General features: G+C 39.3%; 15 protein-coding genes. All 15 read left to right on the forward strand.

All coding sequences use genetic code 11. From position 1 onward, the window contains the following. Positions 1–3 precede the first annotated feature (3 nt). The 15 genes from LI954_RS04410 (at position 4) to LI954_RS04480 (ending at position 17,083) form a co-directional block, all read left to right on the forward strand. Positions 4–525 carry an FHA domain-containing protein gene (locus LI954_RS04410; RefSeq protein ID WP_229443780.1) on the forward strand — a complete coding sequence of 174 codons (522 nt, stop codon included), beginning with the start codon at positions 4–6 and terminating at the stop codon, positions 523–525. 31 nt (positions 526–556) lie between these two features. Beyond that, positions 557–1,084, forward strand: a complete 528-nt coding sequence (locus LI954_RS04415; protein ID WP_229443781.1) for an FHA domain-containing protein — start codon at positions 557–559, stop codon at positions 1,082–1,084. 3 nt (positions 1,085–1,087) lie between these two features. Next, positions 1,088–1,903, forward strand: a complete 816-nt coding sequence (locus LI954_RS04420; RefSeq protein WP_229443783.1) for a hypothetical protein — start codon at positions 1,088–1,090, stop codon at positions 1,901–1,903. Positions 1,904–2,327: 424 nt separating this feature from the next. Next, the gene (locus LI954_RS04425) at positions 2,328–4,112 is read left to right on the forward strand and encodes a PP2C family protein-serine/threonine phosphatase (RefSeq protein ID WP_229443785.1); all 1,785 of its coding nucleotides are present in this window, start codon (positions 2,328–2,330) and stop codon (positions 4,110–4,112) included. A gap of 89 nt (positions 4,113–4,201) precedes the next feature. After that, positions 4,202–5,467, forward strand: a complete 1,266-nt coding sequence (locus LI954_RS04430; RefSeq protein ID WP_229443786.1) for a hypothetical protein — start codon at positions 4,202–4,204, stop codon at positions 5,465–5,467. Then, positions 5,464–6,153: a hypothetical protein gene (locus LI954_RS04435; protein WP_229443787.1), complete on the forward strand. Its 690-nt coding sequence runs from the start codon at positions 5,464–5,466 to the stop codon at positions 6,151–6,153. The genes LI954_RS04430 and LI954_RS04435 overlap by 4 nt, the downstream gene beginning before the upstream one ends. Positions 6,154–6,571: 418 nt before the next feature. Next, the gene (locus tag LI954_RS04440; protein ID WP_229443788.1) at positions 6,572–9,205 is read left to right on the forward strand and encodes a hypothetical protein; all 2,634 of its coding nucleotides are present in this window, start codon (positions 6,572–6,574) and stop codon (positions 9,203–9,205) included. A 76-nt stretch (positions 9,206–9,281) separates the two neighbouring features. Beyond that, positions 9,282–9,698, forward strand: coding sequence for a hypothetical protein (locus tag LI954_RS04445; RefSeq protein ID WP_229443789.1), 417 nt, complete (start codon positions 9,282–9,284; stop codon positions 9,696–9,698). An 89-nt stretch (positions 9,699–9,787) separates the two neighbouring features. Next, complete coding sequence (locus LI954_RS04450) at positions 9,788–10,198, forward strand: hypothetical protein (protein ID WP_229443790.1); 411 nt, start codon at positions 9,788–9,790, stop codon at positions 10,196–10,198. A 247-nt stretch (positions 10,199–10,445) separates the two neighbouring features. Next, complete coding sequence (locus tag LI954_RS04455; protein WP_229443791.1) at positions 10,446–10,652, forward strand: hypothetical protein; 207 nt, start codon at positions 10,446–10,448, stop codon at positions 10,650–10,652. A 125-nt stretch (positions 10,653–10,777) separates the two neighbouring features. Further along, on the forward strand, positions 10,778–13,402 hold the full coding sequence (locus tag LI954_RS04460; protein ID WP_229443792.1) for a contractile injection system protein, VgrG/Pvc8 family: 2,625 nt from the start codon (positions 10,778–10,780) through the stop codon (positions 13,400–13,402). A gap of 177 nt (positions 13,403–13,579) precedes the next feature. After that, positions 13,580–14,782, forward strand: a complete 1,203-nt coding sequence (locus LI954_RS04465) for a PAAR-like protein (RefSeq protein ID WP_229443793.1) — start codon at positions 13,580–13,582, stop codon at positions 14,780–14,782. A 7-nt stretch (positions 14,783–14,789) separates the two neighbouring features. Beyond that, positions 14,790–15,341, forward strand: a complete 552-nt coding sequence (locus tag LI954_RS04470; RefSeq protein ID WP_202067750.1) for a hypothetical protein — start codon at positions 14,790–14,792, stop codon at positions 15,339–15,341. Between the two features lie 185 nt (positions 15,342–15,526). Next, the gene (locus LI954_RS04475) at positions 15,527–16,678 is read left to right on the forward strand and encodes a PAAR-like protein (protein ID WP_267491430.1); all 1,152 of its coding nucleotides are present in this window, start codon (positions 15,527–15,529) and stop codon (positions 16,676–16,678) included. Between the two features lie 6 nt (positions 16,679–16,684). Further along, complete coding sequence (locus LI954_RS04480; RefSeq protein WP_229443795.1) at positions 16,685–17,083, forward strand: hypothetical protein; 399 nt, start codon at positions 16,685–16,687, stop codon at positions 17,081–17,083. The last annotated feature ends 411 nt before the right edge of the window (positions 17,084–17,494 follow it).

Raw genomic sequence — 17,494 nt, forward strand, 5'->3', positions numbered from 1 at the left:
CGCATGAATAAGAATTTATTTTTGGAGCTCAGTCTGCTTGCTTTACTTCTGGCAGCTTCTGTCGCGGCTTTTTTTGGAGAATATGAAGTATGGCTCAAATTTTCACTATACGTTTGTACAGCAGGTGCACTTATTCTTTTTATTTATTGGTATGGGGTTAAAACGCAAAAACTGTTCCCAAAAAAAGCAGCGATTAATCATTTGCTTTTGGTCAATGATTCCGGCGAGGTTCAGAAGAACTGGCATATTCAGGGCGAGCAGTCGCTGATCCTCGGGAAAAGCTATAAAAGTCAGTCAGTGGATATTGATCTCAGCGAAACAGAGTACGCAGTTCTGGTTGCTAAAGAGCATGCCCTCATGAATCTGGTTGATGGTGAATGGTATCTGGAAGATCTAGGCAGCCGAAATGGGACCGGTGTGAAATCTGAACATGCACAGACCATTTATAAGCTGAAAGACAAACCTTATAAATTAAAGAAGAATGATTGGATTTATATTGCAAAAACAAAATTAATTGTTCAGTGAGCAGATACTAAGTGAATGGAGTTGGATAGGAATGGGTGGATTGATTCGTTGTGGAAACGGCCACATTTTCAGTTCTAGAAGGTATGGGAATATTTGTCCCTACTGCAATATGCATGTAAAGGAAGAGACAGCTCAAAAAAATGCAGCAGGAGCAGATACTACATTTGATGAAGACAGCGAGTATATGGAGGAGCTTGAATTAATCGATCCGGTTGTCGGCTGGCTGGTGTGTATCAAAGGGCCGCAGATGGGCAGAGACTACCGTATTATGGCTGAAAAAAATTTTATCGGACGTTCTGATGACATGCAGATTCAAATTTTAGGCGATAATCGGATCGCCAGGAGAAATCATGCGATTGTTGCGTATGATCCGCTGAAACGAAGCACACTGATTCTTCCCGGAGACTCTCAGGGACTGGTTTATCTGAATAATGAAGCCGTCTATACACCTGTCGAACTAAATCCGTATGATGTAATTCAGCTGGGGAACAGCCAATTCCTGTTTATTCCTTTATGCGGGGAACATTTCGAGTGGGAAAGTTTGAAATCAGGAGAGTAAAGGATGAATGAATGGAACGATCCGCTGGTGATCCTGCTTCTATTGATCGGCATATTACTTTGCGCAAGAATTTTTTCAAGCTATTTACAAAGAAAAAATTGTCAGGCAGCCGGTTTGATTTTTACCGATCAGGAAATGGAGAAAGTCACGACAACTCTTTGGAAGGACCAGGAATTTCTGGGAATTTTAACTTCAGGCGTGGGCCCTGTTAAAGTCGGGGAAGAAGCCTGCAGAATCACAGACACGATAATTTCGGATTATTTTTCCGGAAAAGAAGCCTTTGAATCTGAGCAGGATTTTATCAAACGTTGTCTTTTGGATAGTCATAAAAAAGTAAGCGAGCATGGCAATACTCAAAGCGGAGGCTGTTCCATTGCTCTTGTGTATGTGAAGAATCAGCACCTGTATTGGGCCAGCTCTGGCAATATTTCTATTTACCTGAATCGTGAAAGGTTGATGCGGCTCAATCAGAGAGACTTGTATAAATTTCGTTTGAGAGAAAAAATACTGGACGGTCAGATTTCTGAAAAGCGGGTAATTTCTAATACATTAAGAAATGAGCTCACCAGCTATTTGGGATTTGAAAATCTAAGAAGATTTGAGAGTAATCAACGGCCAGTCAAATTAAGAAAAAGGGATCAGCTGTTTTTGTGCAATCAGGAATTTGACACGCTGTTTTGTCAAATTGAAAAGGAGTCTATTCTAAATCAGCGAAAACCCGTTGCAGAGAAAGCTGCTGATTTTCAGGACAGACTTAGTCAGGCAGCTGCTTTGAATGGAAAACTGAAATTTTTACTGATCGAAAAATTTAGAGCATAGGGTTTCGGATTAATTGTGTCATTTGTATACCTAGTCTTCTAAGACCAAATAAACGGTGTTCCAGTCTCTGTATGCCTCTGTGATTACTTGAGGCAGGCAATGACTGCTTTGAGGATTGGGACACAGTTCTTCAATTCTTAATGGCTCTGCCATTTAGAAATTAATGAGATCGAAACAGCGTGTAGTGAGAGCTGTAGATACGTGCCGGCTAGTTCCTGCATGCTTGATTGATGTCCTTTTTATTGCGTTGAATCACGAAGAGCGAAGAAATTTGATGTTTTTTTGCCTAAATGTTTGTCATAGTTTAGAGCTTACAAATGGTGAGCATACCTGTTCTTGTTTTTCGGAGCTGAATGCTTTTATCACAACCTCAAGAGAGAAACCAGGCAAAATCTGCTGCAGAGCGAGATGAAGGAGTACAGTAGTGAGGAAAGAAAATAGTAATTTTAATACCTGTTATTTATCTGAATCAGGAAGACGTCTCGACAATAAGGACTATTTTGCTTTTGTGGAAGAAGATGACTTTGCCTGTTGGGTGATGGCTTCCGGAATTGACGACAGTGAAGCCGGCAGTGCAGAGCTGGCTGTAAAGACTGTTCTGGATTCTTTTATTATCAAACCGGGAATGACCAGAAAAATACTCTCTGACCTGATTAAGGAAGCACATGATACACTGATTGCGGAGAGTGTCCGTGACCACCTACAGGCAAGTATTATGATCGTTGTTTCTGATTATATGAATATTCGCTGGGCCAGTGCAGGGAATGTCCATCTGCAGTGTGTCTACAACGGGAAGCTGCGTTTTTCCAGCAAAGACCAAAGCTATTATCAGGAAATGCTGGATACAGGGGTGTTTCCGCTGGACCGCTCTCTGGGGTTTGAGGAACGGAATAATCTGACCAGCTATCTGGGGATGGCACGGCGGCTGAAGCCGTTTATTTCTGAAAAAAGAAAGCTTCACGAGCTGGATACGCTGGTGATGACAACCGTGGGAATGTGGGAGTATATCACAGATATAGAAATTCTGGATGCTCTTCATGAAGCAAAAAGCCCTCAGGAAGTAATTGATAATCTTGAGGACCTGTTATTGAGTAAACAGCCGGAGCACCTGGGTAATTACTCTGTATCGATTGTCATGATTAACAAACTTTTCGTAAAAAGCAAAGACGGCTGGAAAAAAGCGAAAAGAATCCTGCTGATTGCCATACCGATTGTATTGATTATCAGCATTATCCTCTTTGTCAATTACCGCAATCGGGTAGAACGGGAGGAACAGATTCAAAGTGTTCTGGCCATTGAGAAAAAGGCTGATGATTATGTGTTGGAGGAAAATTATAAGCGGGCCTTGGAAAGCTATACAGCGGCAATCAAGGAACGGGCAAAAATCAAAAATTATCCGCTGAAGCGGCTGGACAAAAAAGAAAAAATGTCTCAGTTAATTGTTGACGGCAATGCCAGCTCTGAAAAAGAAGATATTGAAATGGCTAAAAAGCGTTTTACTGCTGCCAGAGATTATCTGGTGGATCATGAAAACGCCCTGTCCATCTTTGATCCTAATTATATCAACCATCAGCTGGAATATTTTAAAGATAAGGCTTACGTCAACGAGCTTGAAAAACTTGGTGATACTCAGCTTGAGGCAGAGCAGTACGATTCTGCCATTGATTCGTATCAGAAGGCGAAGCTGGCTGCTGTAGATTTGGGTGATCAGGATAAAGTGAAGGACTTAAACGTCAAGCTGGATACAGCGAAATCAAAGAAGGATTTGGCGAATAAAGATGCAACAAAAGCAGAAGCAGATCAGGCGGCAAGTGAAGCAGATCAGGCAGCAGAAGCCGGTGAAACGGAGAATTTGGCAGATCGTTATGATGGAATTGCAGACCAGTATGATGCTGCTGGTTTTACCGATAAAGCCAGCCAAATGCGTGCCCAGGCAGAAAAAATCCGTGCTGAACAGGATAAAGCTGCAAACACCAAGCAGGAGGATGTGGCTATCAGTCTGGAAACCAGCGGAGATGAAGCTCTGGTTGTCTACGATTATGATTTGGCAGTGGAATTTTACAGAGGTGCACAGCTGATTTATCAGGAAATTAATAATTCCGCACGAGTAGCACAGGTGGAACGAAAAATTGAAACAGCCTTAAATCTGAAAACTGCTTCTCAGCAAAGTCTGGCAGCACAGCTGAATCAACAAGTCGTTCCAAACTAATCTGTGTCTGTACATCGTCAGGCTGAAAATGAAAGAAGCGGAGAATCTGCTGAGAAAAAGGATGAACAACGAAAGAAGGTAGCTGCGATATGAAAGAGCTGTTAAAAAGTCGACTGGATCGAATTGACGATTTAAATGACCGTCTGCTTCTGAAGCAGATTATCAACGGTGTGTTCAGCGGTTTGGCCGATTATACGGACACCCAGCTGCAGGAAATTCGGAATCAGGTATTTGATGAAATTCAAGACGATTTTGACCAATTTGATATTTATTATCATTTTCTCCCAAAGGATGAGGTGGACCCGATTTCTGATTTTTTCTTTCCTGTTGATGAAAAGGATTTAGAGGAGCTGGAAGAAATGAAGGAGCTGTCCGAGCTTGTTTCAGCCGCTCCGGAGGTCTTTCTTTCAAAAGTCTATCTAGACTGTGACTATCTGAACTATCAGACCTTCATGCAGAAAAGTGAAAATAGATTGTTCAAGGGAGAAATAGAAACAAACAACCAAACGTATGATGTAAAATTCAGAGTCAGACCCTATACAGGGTATATAGAAAAGCTGAAGCATTTGTATATTAATTTTACAGATAACGGCTTGCCATGGAAAACAGTTCTTCATCCGTATCTTTACAAATTTATCAGTATTCATCTGGCTGATCCGCTGCCTTTGGAAGAGCAGGAAATCATCTGCAGAATCAGCTTCAATCTGGAAGAGATGGAACCTTATCAGCGAATTAATCACGTGCCCTTATGGAATGTTCGGCAGCTGGAAATACGAAATGAAAGTTTTGCAGTTCCAGCGCTGGATCACATTAATTTTCAGCACACAGTTAATATTGAGAAATTCGGCCTTGCCCATGGGTATTTAGTTGATACGAGTAAAGCTGAAATCAGCTATGTTAAAAAAACGGAGAGTGCGATTACGATTATTTCTCCCAATGAACGAGTGCTGAACTGGCAGATTTACCAGTTTATTCAACCGGAAGCTCAAAATAATCCGTTAACACTTCAAAGCAATCATAGAAATGATTTCTTCACGGACCGATTTGCCCGCAGAGAAAATTTTACTATTCGCTCCATGTGTGAAATTTCTAGAATTATCAATACCTATCAGATGATGGAGAGGTTTTCTCTTGAAGAAATCCGATTGCTGGAGCAGCTGCCTACTGTTAGGGAAACCTATGAGGTAAACAGTTTTCTGGAGGATTATCTGCGGGAGGAGATGGATCGAACGCCGATGCTGCTTTCCTTTAAAAGCAAGAGCAGCATAACGACGGTGAGAGACGAGCTCAGTTTTTTGGTCTCTGAAATTCAACTTCATTTTCCTGAGTTTACTTGTATCGGAGAGCTGTTATGAATTACTTATGGGAATTTATGGTGAAAGCCAATCAGCTGGAGGCGGCAAAAGAAAATATTGTCTTTCAGTATCCCAAACGCTATTCGCCTTATCTGGAGCTGAACTTTGAAAATCTGAATGAACAGAAGCTTGCGGACGAGGTTGAAATTAATCCCTATTACCGCTTTTATTCCGTTTTTTATGAGATGTTTCCCCCTGACGATGAGGAGAATCAGCAGTTGAAAATGACACTGTTTGATTTGTTTATCCATTATATCGGTGAAATTGATGTCAATCGTGGGAACAACAAACGGGACTATCAGGTGAGCTTTGTTCAGGAGGATATGAAACATGGGCTGTTTGGTCGATTTGTTCAGGAAAACTATAACCGGTTTTCATTTAGCGAAAAGAAGCAGCTGGCACATAATCTGTTGCGGCTGTATCAAACCAATCAGGGCGTACTGATATTCAAAGAAACGATTCAATTCATCTATCCGAAAGCAATTCAATTTGTTCACTTGGGAGACAAGTATGAACTAACTGTTTTTTTACAGACAAAAAAAACAGAAGAGGAAGAAAAAAAGGTTGCTGTTTTAAAAGAATTGTTTTTACCATTTAAGTTTTCGTTGGATATTTATTATGAACATATGATTGGAATTTTAGAAGAAGAAGCCTTTATGAAAATGGAGCAGTTTGTGATTTTCTAGGGTGTATCTGAAAACATAAGACTGATTTTATGAAATAAAATCAATGGATTGAATCGAAAGTAAGGTCATACAGGGACTTGTGCCTACGCTTTACCGAATGCTCATCGTATGTCTGAGTGTTGTGTAAGGACGAGTTTAGGACAGAAATAAAGTTTCAAACTCTCTTCATACTCTAAACCCGAATAAACGGCGGTACAAGACATGACAACGCTTTTCTAAATAATGTGTTTGATGAGAACCGAACAAGGTGAGATGCGCAGATATAAGGTTTTTCTGCAGTATAAGGATTGGTATGCGTTTATAAAAGTGAAAGCATTCATCCAATGTTTAGCGTTTGTTTATTTCAACTTTTTCGAAAATAGTAATCACTGGAGTTTTTCAGATATGTTCTAAGCAATAAATAAATGAGGTGTAGTCAATGAGTCTGTATCAGTCACGTTTAGAAAAAAGCTACCAGAAACGAAATATGAATCGATACTCCCGGCCGGCGTTGGAACGCTTAACGACCTTGCAGCTGAGGGATATTTGTTATAAGGAAAAGCTTGTTAAAGGGATTGCCAATTCATTGGACCGGGACCGGTTTATTGAAACGATTCTGCATTTTCGCGGGCTTAATGAGGATACGCTGATTCAGAATTATGACAGCGCCGGCTTTTCCAGAGTGGAAAAATTGGTGGACAATCATTTGGGTGAAGAACTAAGCTCACGGGAAATGATTCTCAATCCGGCAAAACTGACTGTCTACAAAGGGCTGAGTGTAGAGCCGAGAGATCAATATATTGTAGAAACATCAGCCCCTTTTCTGCAAACCTCAAATGTTCTTTTAGTGAACGATCAAAAGCAGCTTTGCGGTATTTTTACATTGCGGGCCATTGACGATACAAACCAGACATTTGTTTTATGTATGGATAAAAGCATGCCCGTTACACCATCCAACAATAAAGTTTATCATCTGCTGTACTTTAAAGCGTTGGAGTCTGAATATCTATTTGATATTTATACGGGAAATGAGCGGCTGCTGAATGCACCGGTGGATTACTATGATGTACCGCTGTTGGATTTGGAAATTGCAGAGCTGCCTGTAACTAAACAGATTCTGGCGATTGATTTCGGGACCAGCAATTCGACGGCTGGTGTTTATATGGGCAGCGAATATGAAGAGCTGATGAATGCTCATGAGCTGTTAAACGGCAGTCTGCAGAAGGATCAAATTAATTATGTGCAATTTGAAACCGGGAATCAGCTGCCGGGAGAGTGGTCGTCTTTGCTGCCGTCAGCGGTCAGTGTGGAAAGCTGTCATCCAGATCAGCCAATTTCCTATTGCTTTGGTTATCAGGCCTTAAGCGATAGTCAGTTTTCCCGAATCGATGATCATTTTGGAACAACCTTTTATGAGCTGAAGCGTTGGGTTCATTCCTATGATCAGAAAGAACAGCTTGTGGATTTACTGGGAAATAAAGCCGAGGTTACTCGAGGTTCAATTATTCAAGCCTTTATCGAATACATGATTCAACATGCCGAACAGCAGTTCAAATGCCGCTTTGTTCATCTGCATGTTTCCAGTCCGGTTAAAATGAAGCATCAGTTTATTTCCATGTTTCAGGAGCTGTTTCCGGCGTATCAAATCGATCAGAAGCATGCCCTGGATGAAGGGATTTCTGTTCTCTATAATACGATTTCCAGTCAAATCGATCAAAGAAATTTTCTCCACGGAGAAGAGTATCAGGCACTGATTTTTGACTGCGGCGGCGGAACAACCGACATGTCTTCCTGTGTGTTCAAAATCGAGGACAGCCGGGTTTCCTACCGTGTGACCATCCAGACAACCTTTGAAAATGGGGATGTTAATTTTGGCGGAAACAATTTAACCTATCGTATTCTTCAATTTTTGAAAATCCGCTTTGCCGCTTTTTATATGAAAGAGCCATATATAAGCGTGGATGAATGGTTTCCGGGCGGCGCAGACGATGGTTACAGAGCCATTGATGAATTTGGTGTTCAGGCATTCTATCAGCGATTTGAGGCGCTTTATGAAGAAGTGGAGGAAATCTTGCCGACCCAATTTTGCAGATATAAGAATCAAAATTACGATACCTATAAACGTGTTCAAAACAATTACTATTTCCTGTGGAAGCTGGCTGAAGCGGTCAAACATCGCTTTTATGATTATTCCGACAGCTGGCAGCTAAGTATTGGAGCATCAGGACTGGAACAAGAAGAGCTGCTGCTGGGCGAGCTGAAAGGCTTTAAGTTGTCCGTCCGTAAAAATAATCTGCTGGATTATGTCTATCAGATTCCAGAGCTGCACATTAACCGCAATGAAATGAACAGCCTGATTAAAGGGGATATCTATTCGATTGTGAAGAAATTCTTCGAGGATCTGTATGAAAATCAGCAGCTGCAGGATTTTTCAATCATTAAGATGACCGGTCAATCCTGCAAGATTCCATTGTTTAGAGAAGCCCTAAAGGAATTTATAGCCGGTAAAAATATCGAGTTTCGACAGAAGAAAGACAATGCGCTGATGGAGCTGAAGCTGTCCTGCCTGAACGGTTCAATTCGTTATCTGGAGGATTGTAAAACAGCAATTATACGACCGAAGCTGATTAATGCGGTACCAGAAATTCCCTATACGGTTTATGCGGCGGATCATCATGGCGAGACAGTTCAGCTTTTGCTGCGCAATGACAAGATTACACAGGTCAGTGGGTTCATCTCCAAAGATCATAACGTCAGGGAAGTTCGTTTCTTTCTGCGCAGTGAGGAGCAGGAGGTGCATACCAGCTTCCTCTATCAGAATGAGTTGACGGCATATGTTCCTGTTGCTTATCAGGAGATTAACAGCAGCTATACCCGCTATATTCGACAGGATGATGTGGATAATATCGAGGATGAGGAAGTGAAATTCTTTGTGTATGCCAATGAAAACAACTGGGGCTTTTATGTCTTGCCGATTACCCGCCTCAATGGCAATCTGCTGCGGGGAGAGGAACAGTATTTTCCATTTGAGAATGAAAGCTGGGAAATCAATTTCTTTGATGGAATGAAATAAGGAGTGAGAAATAAAAAGGAAGTTATAAATAAAGGAATGATAGAAAAATAAAAATAGAGTTAGGGAGTTTGACGAAATGGAAGAAACAAATAAAGAAGTAACGAACAAAGAGGCAACATTGCCGGTAGGTATAAAGTGGGTTAGTTGGATTTGGTTGCTTAATGGAGGGATAACAGCAATTATGCTGCCTCGTTTAATTATAGAAACTATGAGTTTTGGCGCATTTTTTTGGTTTGGATTAGTGATGGGATTGTTGTCTGTGGTAGTAAAAATCGGCCCTTTTATTTGTATCTATAAAAGAACACCGCAAATGTATGACAATTTAAAGATTTTTTTCTGGTTGAATGTTGTTTTGCTTGTTATAACCACGATAATGTTTTTTAAAGTAACGGTTATCGTTTCAATCTTTTTACTTTTCTGGTTTTGGTCAGATCTGAAAACAGAGAGAACAAAGGCGTATTTTGCCTATGGGGAAGCAGCCAAAGCAGAATAAAAGAGAATCTGGTGCAATGATTTACAAAAAGAGTGAGATGACCCAGTGTTAAAGTTAACTAGAGTATTAAAAAAATGGAGTTGGATGAAATGGAAAAAAAGAAAAGCGAAATTATTTTACCTCTTGGGATACAGCTGATCAGTTTTATGTGGCTGTTATATGGGGTTTTTACAACAATTATTATTGTAATGACCATTTCAGCAGCTTTGAATGGACGAGAGATTCTTATTGGAGAAATCCTGGGAGAAGTGTTTACTGCTGTAATAAAAATTGCTCCTTTCATTTGCATATATAAAAAGGTGCCAGGTAGGTACAATCATTTAAGGCTTCTGCTCGGGCTAAATGCTGTACAGCTGATTATAAGCAATATCAACGATTTAAAAGGGCAGGCTTTCTTCTCAGCCTATTTCCTTATCTGGTTTTGGGCTGATTTGAGATCAGAGAAAGCGAGAGCCTATTTTGGTTATGGAGAATCTGTGACAACAGAGAAAGAAAGATGAGTTTGATTTTGGGGGATAGAAATGGATGAGCCAAAGCCATAGATAAAAAAGAAGTTACCGAAGCGGATACGCTGGATAAGTATCTTTTAGGTACTGGATGCGGGATTAATAGTGTTGTCGATGATTGGTTTTATAGGAATTATGTTGTCAGATGCTCTCTTTTTAATTGAAATAGTGTTTTTTTTATCTGTTGTGTATCATGGTAAGGCTGGGGACTGAAGTGTGTATTTTTATTGGGAAGCCGAAAATGTACACTCTTATGACAATATTTTTTGGTCTAAATATTGTCATTTCTATCATTAATTTTTCTCCCTTAGTCTCACTTAGAACGATGCTGCTGGTGACAAGCCTGATTATATTTTGGAGCGGCTTATCGCAGGAACAGACAAAAGACTATTTTGGTGTTTGGATCTCCGGGCAATCAAACTTGGAGAAGAGTGAAGGAGATAAATAAAGGCAGGGATGAGGGGAATTCTTTCGTTCTTAAATGTGCAAAGAATTCCCTAAGCTGCTTGTACATAATAAAAGAAAATAAAAAGTTGGAGCCGTTCAAGTATAAAGAAGCTTAGGAGTGAGAATATGGATCAGGCAATTACGTTTTCGAATATGAAGCTGGTGTGCAGCTTTTCTTATCTGCATATTGAAGCAGTCAACTATATACAAAAAATCAATCAGCATGCTGCAATGAATGTTTGTGTTTGTCTTGAGAAGGACACTGCTTTGTATCTTATGAATACTTCAACAGCGAATGAAGCCATTCGTCTCGAAAATAAAGAGACAAAAGAGGTGCTGTTTGCAGGATTAATTGAAAACATTAGTGTTTCTATGAAGAATCACGTGTGGCAGGCTAAACTGCAGATTTGTTCAATGACAAAACAGTTGGATATCAAGAGGCAAAAACGCTCTTTCCAAAACAAAGTACTTTCTTATCAGAATTTATATACAGCTGTTTTGGCAAACTATCCGAACAGTCAGTTTATTACAGTTCTAAATCAGAATCAGACAATCAATCAGATGATTCTTCAATATGATGAAACAGACTGGGAATTATTGAAACGATTAACGAGTAGAAATCAAGCATTTTTAGTTCCGGATATAAAAGAGTCACGAGCTAGATTTTGGATAGGGTTGAAGAAAGGAAAAGCTGTTTCCGTTCCGGCAACAGAATATTCGATTTCCAAATGTTATGAAGGCTATGAAAAAGGAATTCATAATTTCGATAACAATGAATCATTGACAGCATTTCAGCAGACAAGTTTTTCATCTTACAAAGAATCACATCTGGGTGACTATTTTTATCATAAAGATCAGCTGTTTTCAATCATTGAAAAGAAGGCGGAAATGAAATCAGGCTTGCTGATATTTACTTATAAAGCTGCTCCTGAACAATCGCTGGCTTATATAAAAAGTGAAGCGGTCAAAAATATTGGTGTGACAATCACTGGAACAGTATTGTCAGTAAAAGGGCATATGGTCAGGGTTCACTTAGATATTGATCAGGAACAAAAGAAGAATGAGGCAGTCTGGCTTCCCTATGTTACTGAAGGAAGTAACATTGCGTATTACATGCCTGAAATTGGTTCAAAAGTTAAGGTTTATTTTCCGCAGACTAATGAAAGAAATGCAATGGTTACTCAGGGGATACGTTCCAATACTGCATCATACAGCAGCCAGATGAGTGATCCGACAACGAAAATTTTAAGTAATTTGCAAGGCAAAAAAATCTCATTAACATCTGGAGATTTGTCAGTTGTTTCCAATGATGGCCTGTCCATTACCTTAACGGATAATAGCAATATTGCTATCAACAGTTCGAGTTCAATTAATATGCATTCTTCAGGGAATGTCAGTTTTTCCAGCTCTCAGTCCATTTCTGTCAGTGGGGATAAAGGAGTCACCTTGCAGGGGAAAAATATAAGTTCCATTATAGTGGCAGCGGATATTCAGCTGGCGAGTCCTGATCTTCAATATACAGGAGGGTCTGGTGTTAAAGCGATACATAAAGCATTAGAAGGAAATAATAAAAATCAGCGAAAGAAACGCAATCCCGATGTCACCCCTATACAGCAGCTGGATGCAGTCCAGATCAGCCAGCAGGTATTCAGTATGATTCCAGCAATGCTTGATCTAAACGCCTTGGATAAAGGGCAAAGAGCTCTTCAATCAGCCGCACTTTTGGCTAACAGTATGATTCCGACAATGAATAAAACAAAAGAAGTAAAAGCGGGGGAATCTGAAGAGAATAAAAAGAATAAAGAGCTCAAACCGCTTAGTTCGAACTTCCGAGCGAAATTATCTTTGAGCAACTATGTAATTAAAGCTGTGCCTACGAAAAATACTGAATTAAAAGCATTCCCGGTAAAACAAAATGGAAACTTGCGGGATATGGCAGTGGGAATCACACCGATTTTCAGCAACACATCAAGTAATTCTGCAACATTGCCAATTGCAGCACAGAAAATAGAGCGTGCATCTGTTTCAGTCAATGCTCCTGCTAAAAAAAACAAGCAAGCAACAATGACTAGGGAGATAAAACCAGTAAACAAAATGGCTCAGTCAGCTGTAAATAACAAAATTACTTTTGGCAACATCTCTTTAAAATCAGGAGTCAAAGCACGCAATACTAAAACGAAAATTGCTTCAAAAAAAATAGATGTAACTAGTACAAAACAAAACTTGCCGGTCAGTAAAATAGCTGCTGCAGCAAACAGCCAACAAACAAATAAAATTAATGTAATTCAGCCTGTTAAAAATGGTACTGCAAACAAATCATCTGGCGGAGGAAGTACATCCGGCAGCGGATTCGGAGTCGTAAATAAAGGAGCCAGTTCAGCAATTAGTCCGGTTAATTTGATCACCGCTCAAACGACACAATTAATCAGGCAGCTGAATCAGCAAAAGTCAGAGCAGTATATCAACAATCTGACATTGAAGAAAATCAGTTCTGGAAGAAGAGAAATCAAACCACTGGCTGCGACAAGGACTGAGGTCAAGAGCATCAATTTGGGGATGAAAGTGATCAATCAGAATAACGCACCAAAGATATGGAACAAATTGAATAATAAAATTCAATTATCCGGAATGGGCATCACACCACTGAGCATTGATACACCGTTGTTTAACAGTGCGGCATCAATGAAGCTGCATGACAGGGTGGAGACGAAGCACCTTGCAGCAGAAAAGCATCAATCCAGTTTTGAGTAAGGGGTATTCGATGAGCAGTCCAGGAATAAGTTCCAATGATGCATTTGATCGATAAAAAAATTCAACAATGGATAAGCATGAAATTGGATACAAGGTAAGTTACCCTATGTTAAAATTACTATTGACTCTGGTGACGATGAAAGCTTTGTAAATCAGAGAATAAAAGGAGAAGGAGAGATGAGCGAGGGAAAGATTTTTGGGCCAATGACACTGACAGAAAAACTGGCCGAGGCAACGTCAGTTTCTTCGGGATCAGGTGGAGGAGGCAGTCCATCCTTTGTAGTAGCCGGGGCAACAGTAACATGCAAAGAAGGAAGTAAAGAGGCTCATTTGATGAATATGAGCTTTGGCAGTGTAGACATCGGCATGATGCAGGGCTTAACCAAGGATGATAAGGCAATTCAGGAAAACGATTTCGGTATTTGTAAAAAGCTGTCAGAAAAGTATGAGAAGGAAAAAGACGAGAAGAAAGAGATCCAATGCAAGCCGGAATTTTTAGAATGGAGCAATACTGAAAGTCTGACAACCTTTACAACCATTGAAACACTGACATTGAACTCGAAGTTAAGCTGTGATTGTACGTCACCGGAAAGTATTTCGATCCTTGACAGTGGTCAGGGAGGCGGGGGAAGCAATGGAAACAGCATACTGCCTCAGTTAAATGATGCTGCATTAGGAATGAATCCACTTCAGCAATATGGGTATCTGGCAGTAGGAAGTTCAGGGCTGCTAATAATGGTAAAAGGTGCAGGTGGAGCAATTGTTTCTGCAGTGGGCTGGCCAGTTTTATTAGCAGGCGGAGTTATTTTCGTTTTTTATGGACTTTCGAAAATTAATAATGGTGTTACGGTGATGGGACCGCCGGCATGGGCAATGGGCTCAACAGGGGTCACGACAATAGGCAAAGTCTATGATCGAGATGGCAATGTAATCAGCAGCATTCCGGGATACACGAATCCTTATGGCAATGTTACGACACAAAATCCAGCAAAAGATGTAGGCAATGGTATTACATTAGGCCCACGCCCAGAGGATATGGCAGCGGGTGGGATGTATACTGGCATTTATCCATCAGTTTCTGGTCACCCGTTTGGTTTATACGAAGATGCACCTTATCATACTAATGTAGGTAATTCTGTGAAAAGTAAAAAGCCAATTGATGGGCAGCATGCGTTAGACAACTCTGTTCCGATTAGCTCAAATACTGATAGAAGAGTTGCTATTTCAAATGGAGAAATTGTAATAATAGATCAAACTTTACCTGGGCTTTACCATGGACATGTAGAAGAATGGGATGAAGTGAATGAAAAAGTGAAAGGACTTTTAAGAAAATTGGGATGGGTTAATAAAAAAGGAAAGATAATAAAAAAGGAGGACTAACATAGAGATGGAAGAATTTATTTTTTCATTAAATAAAACGAATAAAATTGTATTAAAAATTGATTCCAAAAATGAAGTTTATAGAGAAGGTATGATTCTCCACTATTTTGATCAGTGTGAGGTTTATCTAATTCTGGACAGAAAAGAGTACCTAGTTTTTAATGACTATCTTACGGAAGGAATTAAATCTTTTTGTAACACTTTGAAATTAGTATTAGCCAATGAATACCCTATTATAGAAGAACATTTTGAATTAGGAGAAGGCTATTTCACCAATGAAGATATTGACTCTGACTTTTTTTTACCTGTACTTTCTCCAATTTGGATGAGTATTGGGAAAGATATCCATGCATTGTGGTTATACAACTATAAAAATAAAATATATCTAGAATTGAGCCCAATTTATCCACATCATTCATCAGAGATTACACCTTGTAGTAAAACATATGATGAATTTAGAATGGATTATAGATTAGATTATAGAACTGAAATCGAACATTCTTTGCTTGAATGTTGGCTAGAACAAAGTCAGGGAATTCTAGACAGTCTGCAAATTTAAGTTATGTGTTCTCCTAAAGGAAAGTGAAGGGCATATTAATAATTCATGGCCTTCAAATACATTTAGAACTGATTGGGAATTAAGTTGGAAGGATGAAAAACTGCTAATCAATACAAAATGGTTTTTAGTGAATGGTGGCACAGAAAATCTTTTAGATACCTAGAAGTCATCTAAGTATTGAAAACCTGGCTGAGGCAACGTCAGTTTCTTCGGGATCAGGTAGAGGAGGCAGTCCATCCTTTGTAGTAGCCGGGGCAACAGTAACATGCAAAGAAGGAAGTAAAGAGGCTCATTTGATGAATATGAGCTTTGGCAGTGTAGACATTGGCATGATGCAGGGCTTAACCAAGGATGATAAGGCAATTCAGGAAAACGATTTCGGTATTTGTAAAAAGCTGTCAGAAAAGTATGAGAAGGAAAAAGACGAGAAGAAAGAGATCCAATGCAAGCCGGAATTTTTAGAATGGAGCAATACTGAAAGTCTGACAACCTTTACAACCATTGAAACACTGACATTGAACTCGAAGTTAAGCTGTGATTGTACGTCACCGGAAAGTATTTCGATCCTTGACAGTGGTCAGGGAGGCGGGGGAAGCAATGGAAACAGCATACTGCCTCAGTTAAATGATGCTGCATTAGGAATGAATCCACTTCAGCAATATGGGTATCTGGCAGTAGGAAGTTCAGGGCTGCTAATAATGGTAAAAGGTGCAGGTGGAGCAATTGTTTCTGCAGTGGGCTGGCCAGTTTTATTAGCAGGCGGAGTTATTTTCGTTTTTTATGGACTTTCGAAAATTAATAATGGTGTTACGGTGATGGGACCGCCGGCATGGGCAATGGGCTCAACAGGGGTCACGACAATAGGCAAAGTCTATGATCGAGATGGCAATGTAATCAGCAGCATTCCGGGATACACGAATCCTTATGGCAATGTTACGACACAAAATCCAGCAAAAGATGTAGGCAATGGTATTACATTAGGCCCACGCCCAGAGGATATGGCAGCGGGTGGGATGTATACTGGTATCTATCCATCCGTTTCTTTGAACTCTTTGGCAAATGAAGTAGCTAGTTCCCTAGGAGGAGTGGCTTCTCAATTAAAGAATGGTTATAAAGTTGAAATTCCAAATGGAAGAAAATCTATTGTTGTTCGAATTATGAATGAGGTGAGTGGTGGAAGAGGTAACCCCTATTATAGAGTTAGTATAGATGGTAAAGGTTCGTTGACGTCAGATGGGATAATTTCTAGTGATAGAGGATTAACTCATATTGATCTTAGCGAAAACTCCATGAGTGAGATCATTGATATAATAAATAATTATTCAGGAAGGAAGTAAACCAAAATGTCTGTTCAGCAACGAATGAATGAATTATTTGAATCAAAAATAGTAGCTTATTCAATGGATATTTTAGAAAATAAGTTAGTTTTGGTATTGGAATTGCTAGAAAATGAGGTAATAACGAATTATAGAGTAGAATTTTTGAATGTTAGTACATTTTACTTTATAAACAATACAACAAATGAGCGAAATGCAATATATCCACCTGAAAAAGAGGACTATTTAGAGCTCACAGGTATTAATTTATCAAATAATATAATCAATGTTTCCTTAGACTGTAAGGATGAAGCTTGGTTGAAGCAATATAATGGTTGTGGAAAAGTTATATTAGAAATTTGGAGTAAATTAGTAGTACTAGAAGCAGGTTGCGTAAAGATAAATAATGATATATATAATTTATAGTTTCAAAGAGAATATATGGATACTATAAAGATAGAAAAAAATTGGGAATATTCAAATTTATTAGAAATAAAAGTTAGTGCAAAATCTGAATACATTTCAATTTACCAATTATATTATGTCCAAACGGAAGATTTAAAAAACATTGGAAATAGCTGATAATGATGAACGCAAGCACAGGTGTTGTTTCTATGTACAAAGTGAAATCGGTCTTGTAGAACAATTTGGCAATAGATTGATCCAAATGTCAGTGCAAGATAATATAGATGAAATAAATTTGAATATTTAAAAAATAAAAAGGAAATATATAGCACTAGATGGGAATCAAGAAGGAAAGGTCCTAATACGCTCACTAATCAAGTTGTCAAAAGCTAGATGAGTGTTTTGAGTGAAGTAGAATAAGGGTTTAGATTT

Origin of the sequence: Enterococcus sp. CWB-B31 (assembly GCF_020567645.1) — a bacterium.
Lineage (GTDB): Bacteria > Bacillota > Bacilli > Lactobacillales > Enterococcaceae > Enterococcus_L.

Excerpts from the sequence above, each read along its gene's own strand:
- LI954_RS04410 (WP_229443780.1), top strand. The coding sequence starts at position 4 with ATGAATAAGAATTTATTTTTGGAGCTCAGTCTGCTTGCTTTACTTCTG.
- LI954_RS04415 (WP_229443781.1), top strand. The coding sequence starts at position 557 with ATGGGTGGATTGATTCGTTGTGGAAACGGCCACATTTTCAGTTCTAGA.
- LI954_RS04420 (WP_229443783.1), top strand. The coding sequence starts at position 1,088 with ATGAATGAATGGAACGATCCGCTGGTGATCCTGCTTCTATTGATCGGC.
- LI954_RS04430 (WP_229443786.1), top strand. The coding sequence starts at position 4,202 with ATGAAAGAGCTGTTAAAAAGTCGACTGGATCGAATTGACGATTTAAAT.
- LI954_RS04435 (WP_229443787.1), top strand. The coding sequence starts at position 5,464 with ATGAATTACTTATGGGAATTTATGGTGAAAGCCAATCAGCTGGAGGCG.
- LI954_RS04440 (WP_229443788.1), top strand. The coding sequence starts at position 6,572 with ATGAGTCTGTATCAGTCACGTTTAGAAAAAAGCTACCAGAAACGAAAT.
- LI954_RS04445 (WP_229443789.1), top strand. The coding sequence starts at position 9,282 with ATGGAAGAAACAAATAAAGAAGTAACGAACAAAGAGGCAACATTGCCG.
- LI954_RS04450 (WP_229443790.1), top strand. The coding sequence starts at position 9,788 with ATGGAAAAAAAGAAAAGCGAAATTATTTTACCTCTTGGGATACAGCTG.
- LI954_RS04455 (WP_229443791.1), top strand. The coding sequence starts at position 10,446 with ATGTACACTCTTATGACAATATTTTTTGGTCTAAATATTGTCATTTCT.
- LI954_RS04460 (WP_229443792.1), top strand. The coding sequence starts at position 10,778 with ATGGATCAGGCAATTACGTTTTCGAATATGAAGCTGGTGTGCAGCTTT.
- LI954_RS04465 (WP_229443793.1), top strand. The coding sequence starts at position 13,580 with ATGAGCGAGGGAAAGATTTTTGGGCCAATGACACTGACAGAAAAACTG.
- LI954_RS04470 (WP_202067750.1), top strand. The coding sequence starts at position 14,790 with ATGGAAGAATTTATTTTTTCATTAAATAAAACGAATAAAATTGTATTA.
- LI954_RS04480 (WP_229443795.1), top strand. The coding sequence starts at position 16,685 with ATGTCTGTTCAGCAACGAATGAATGAATTATTTGAATCAAAAATAGTA.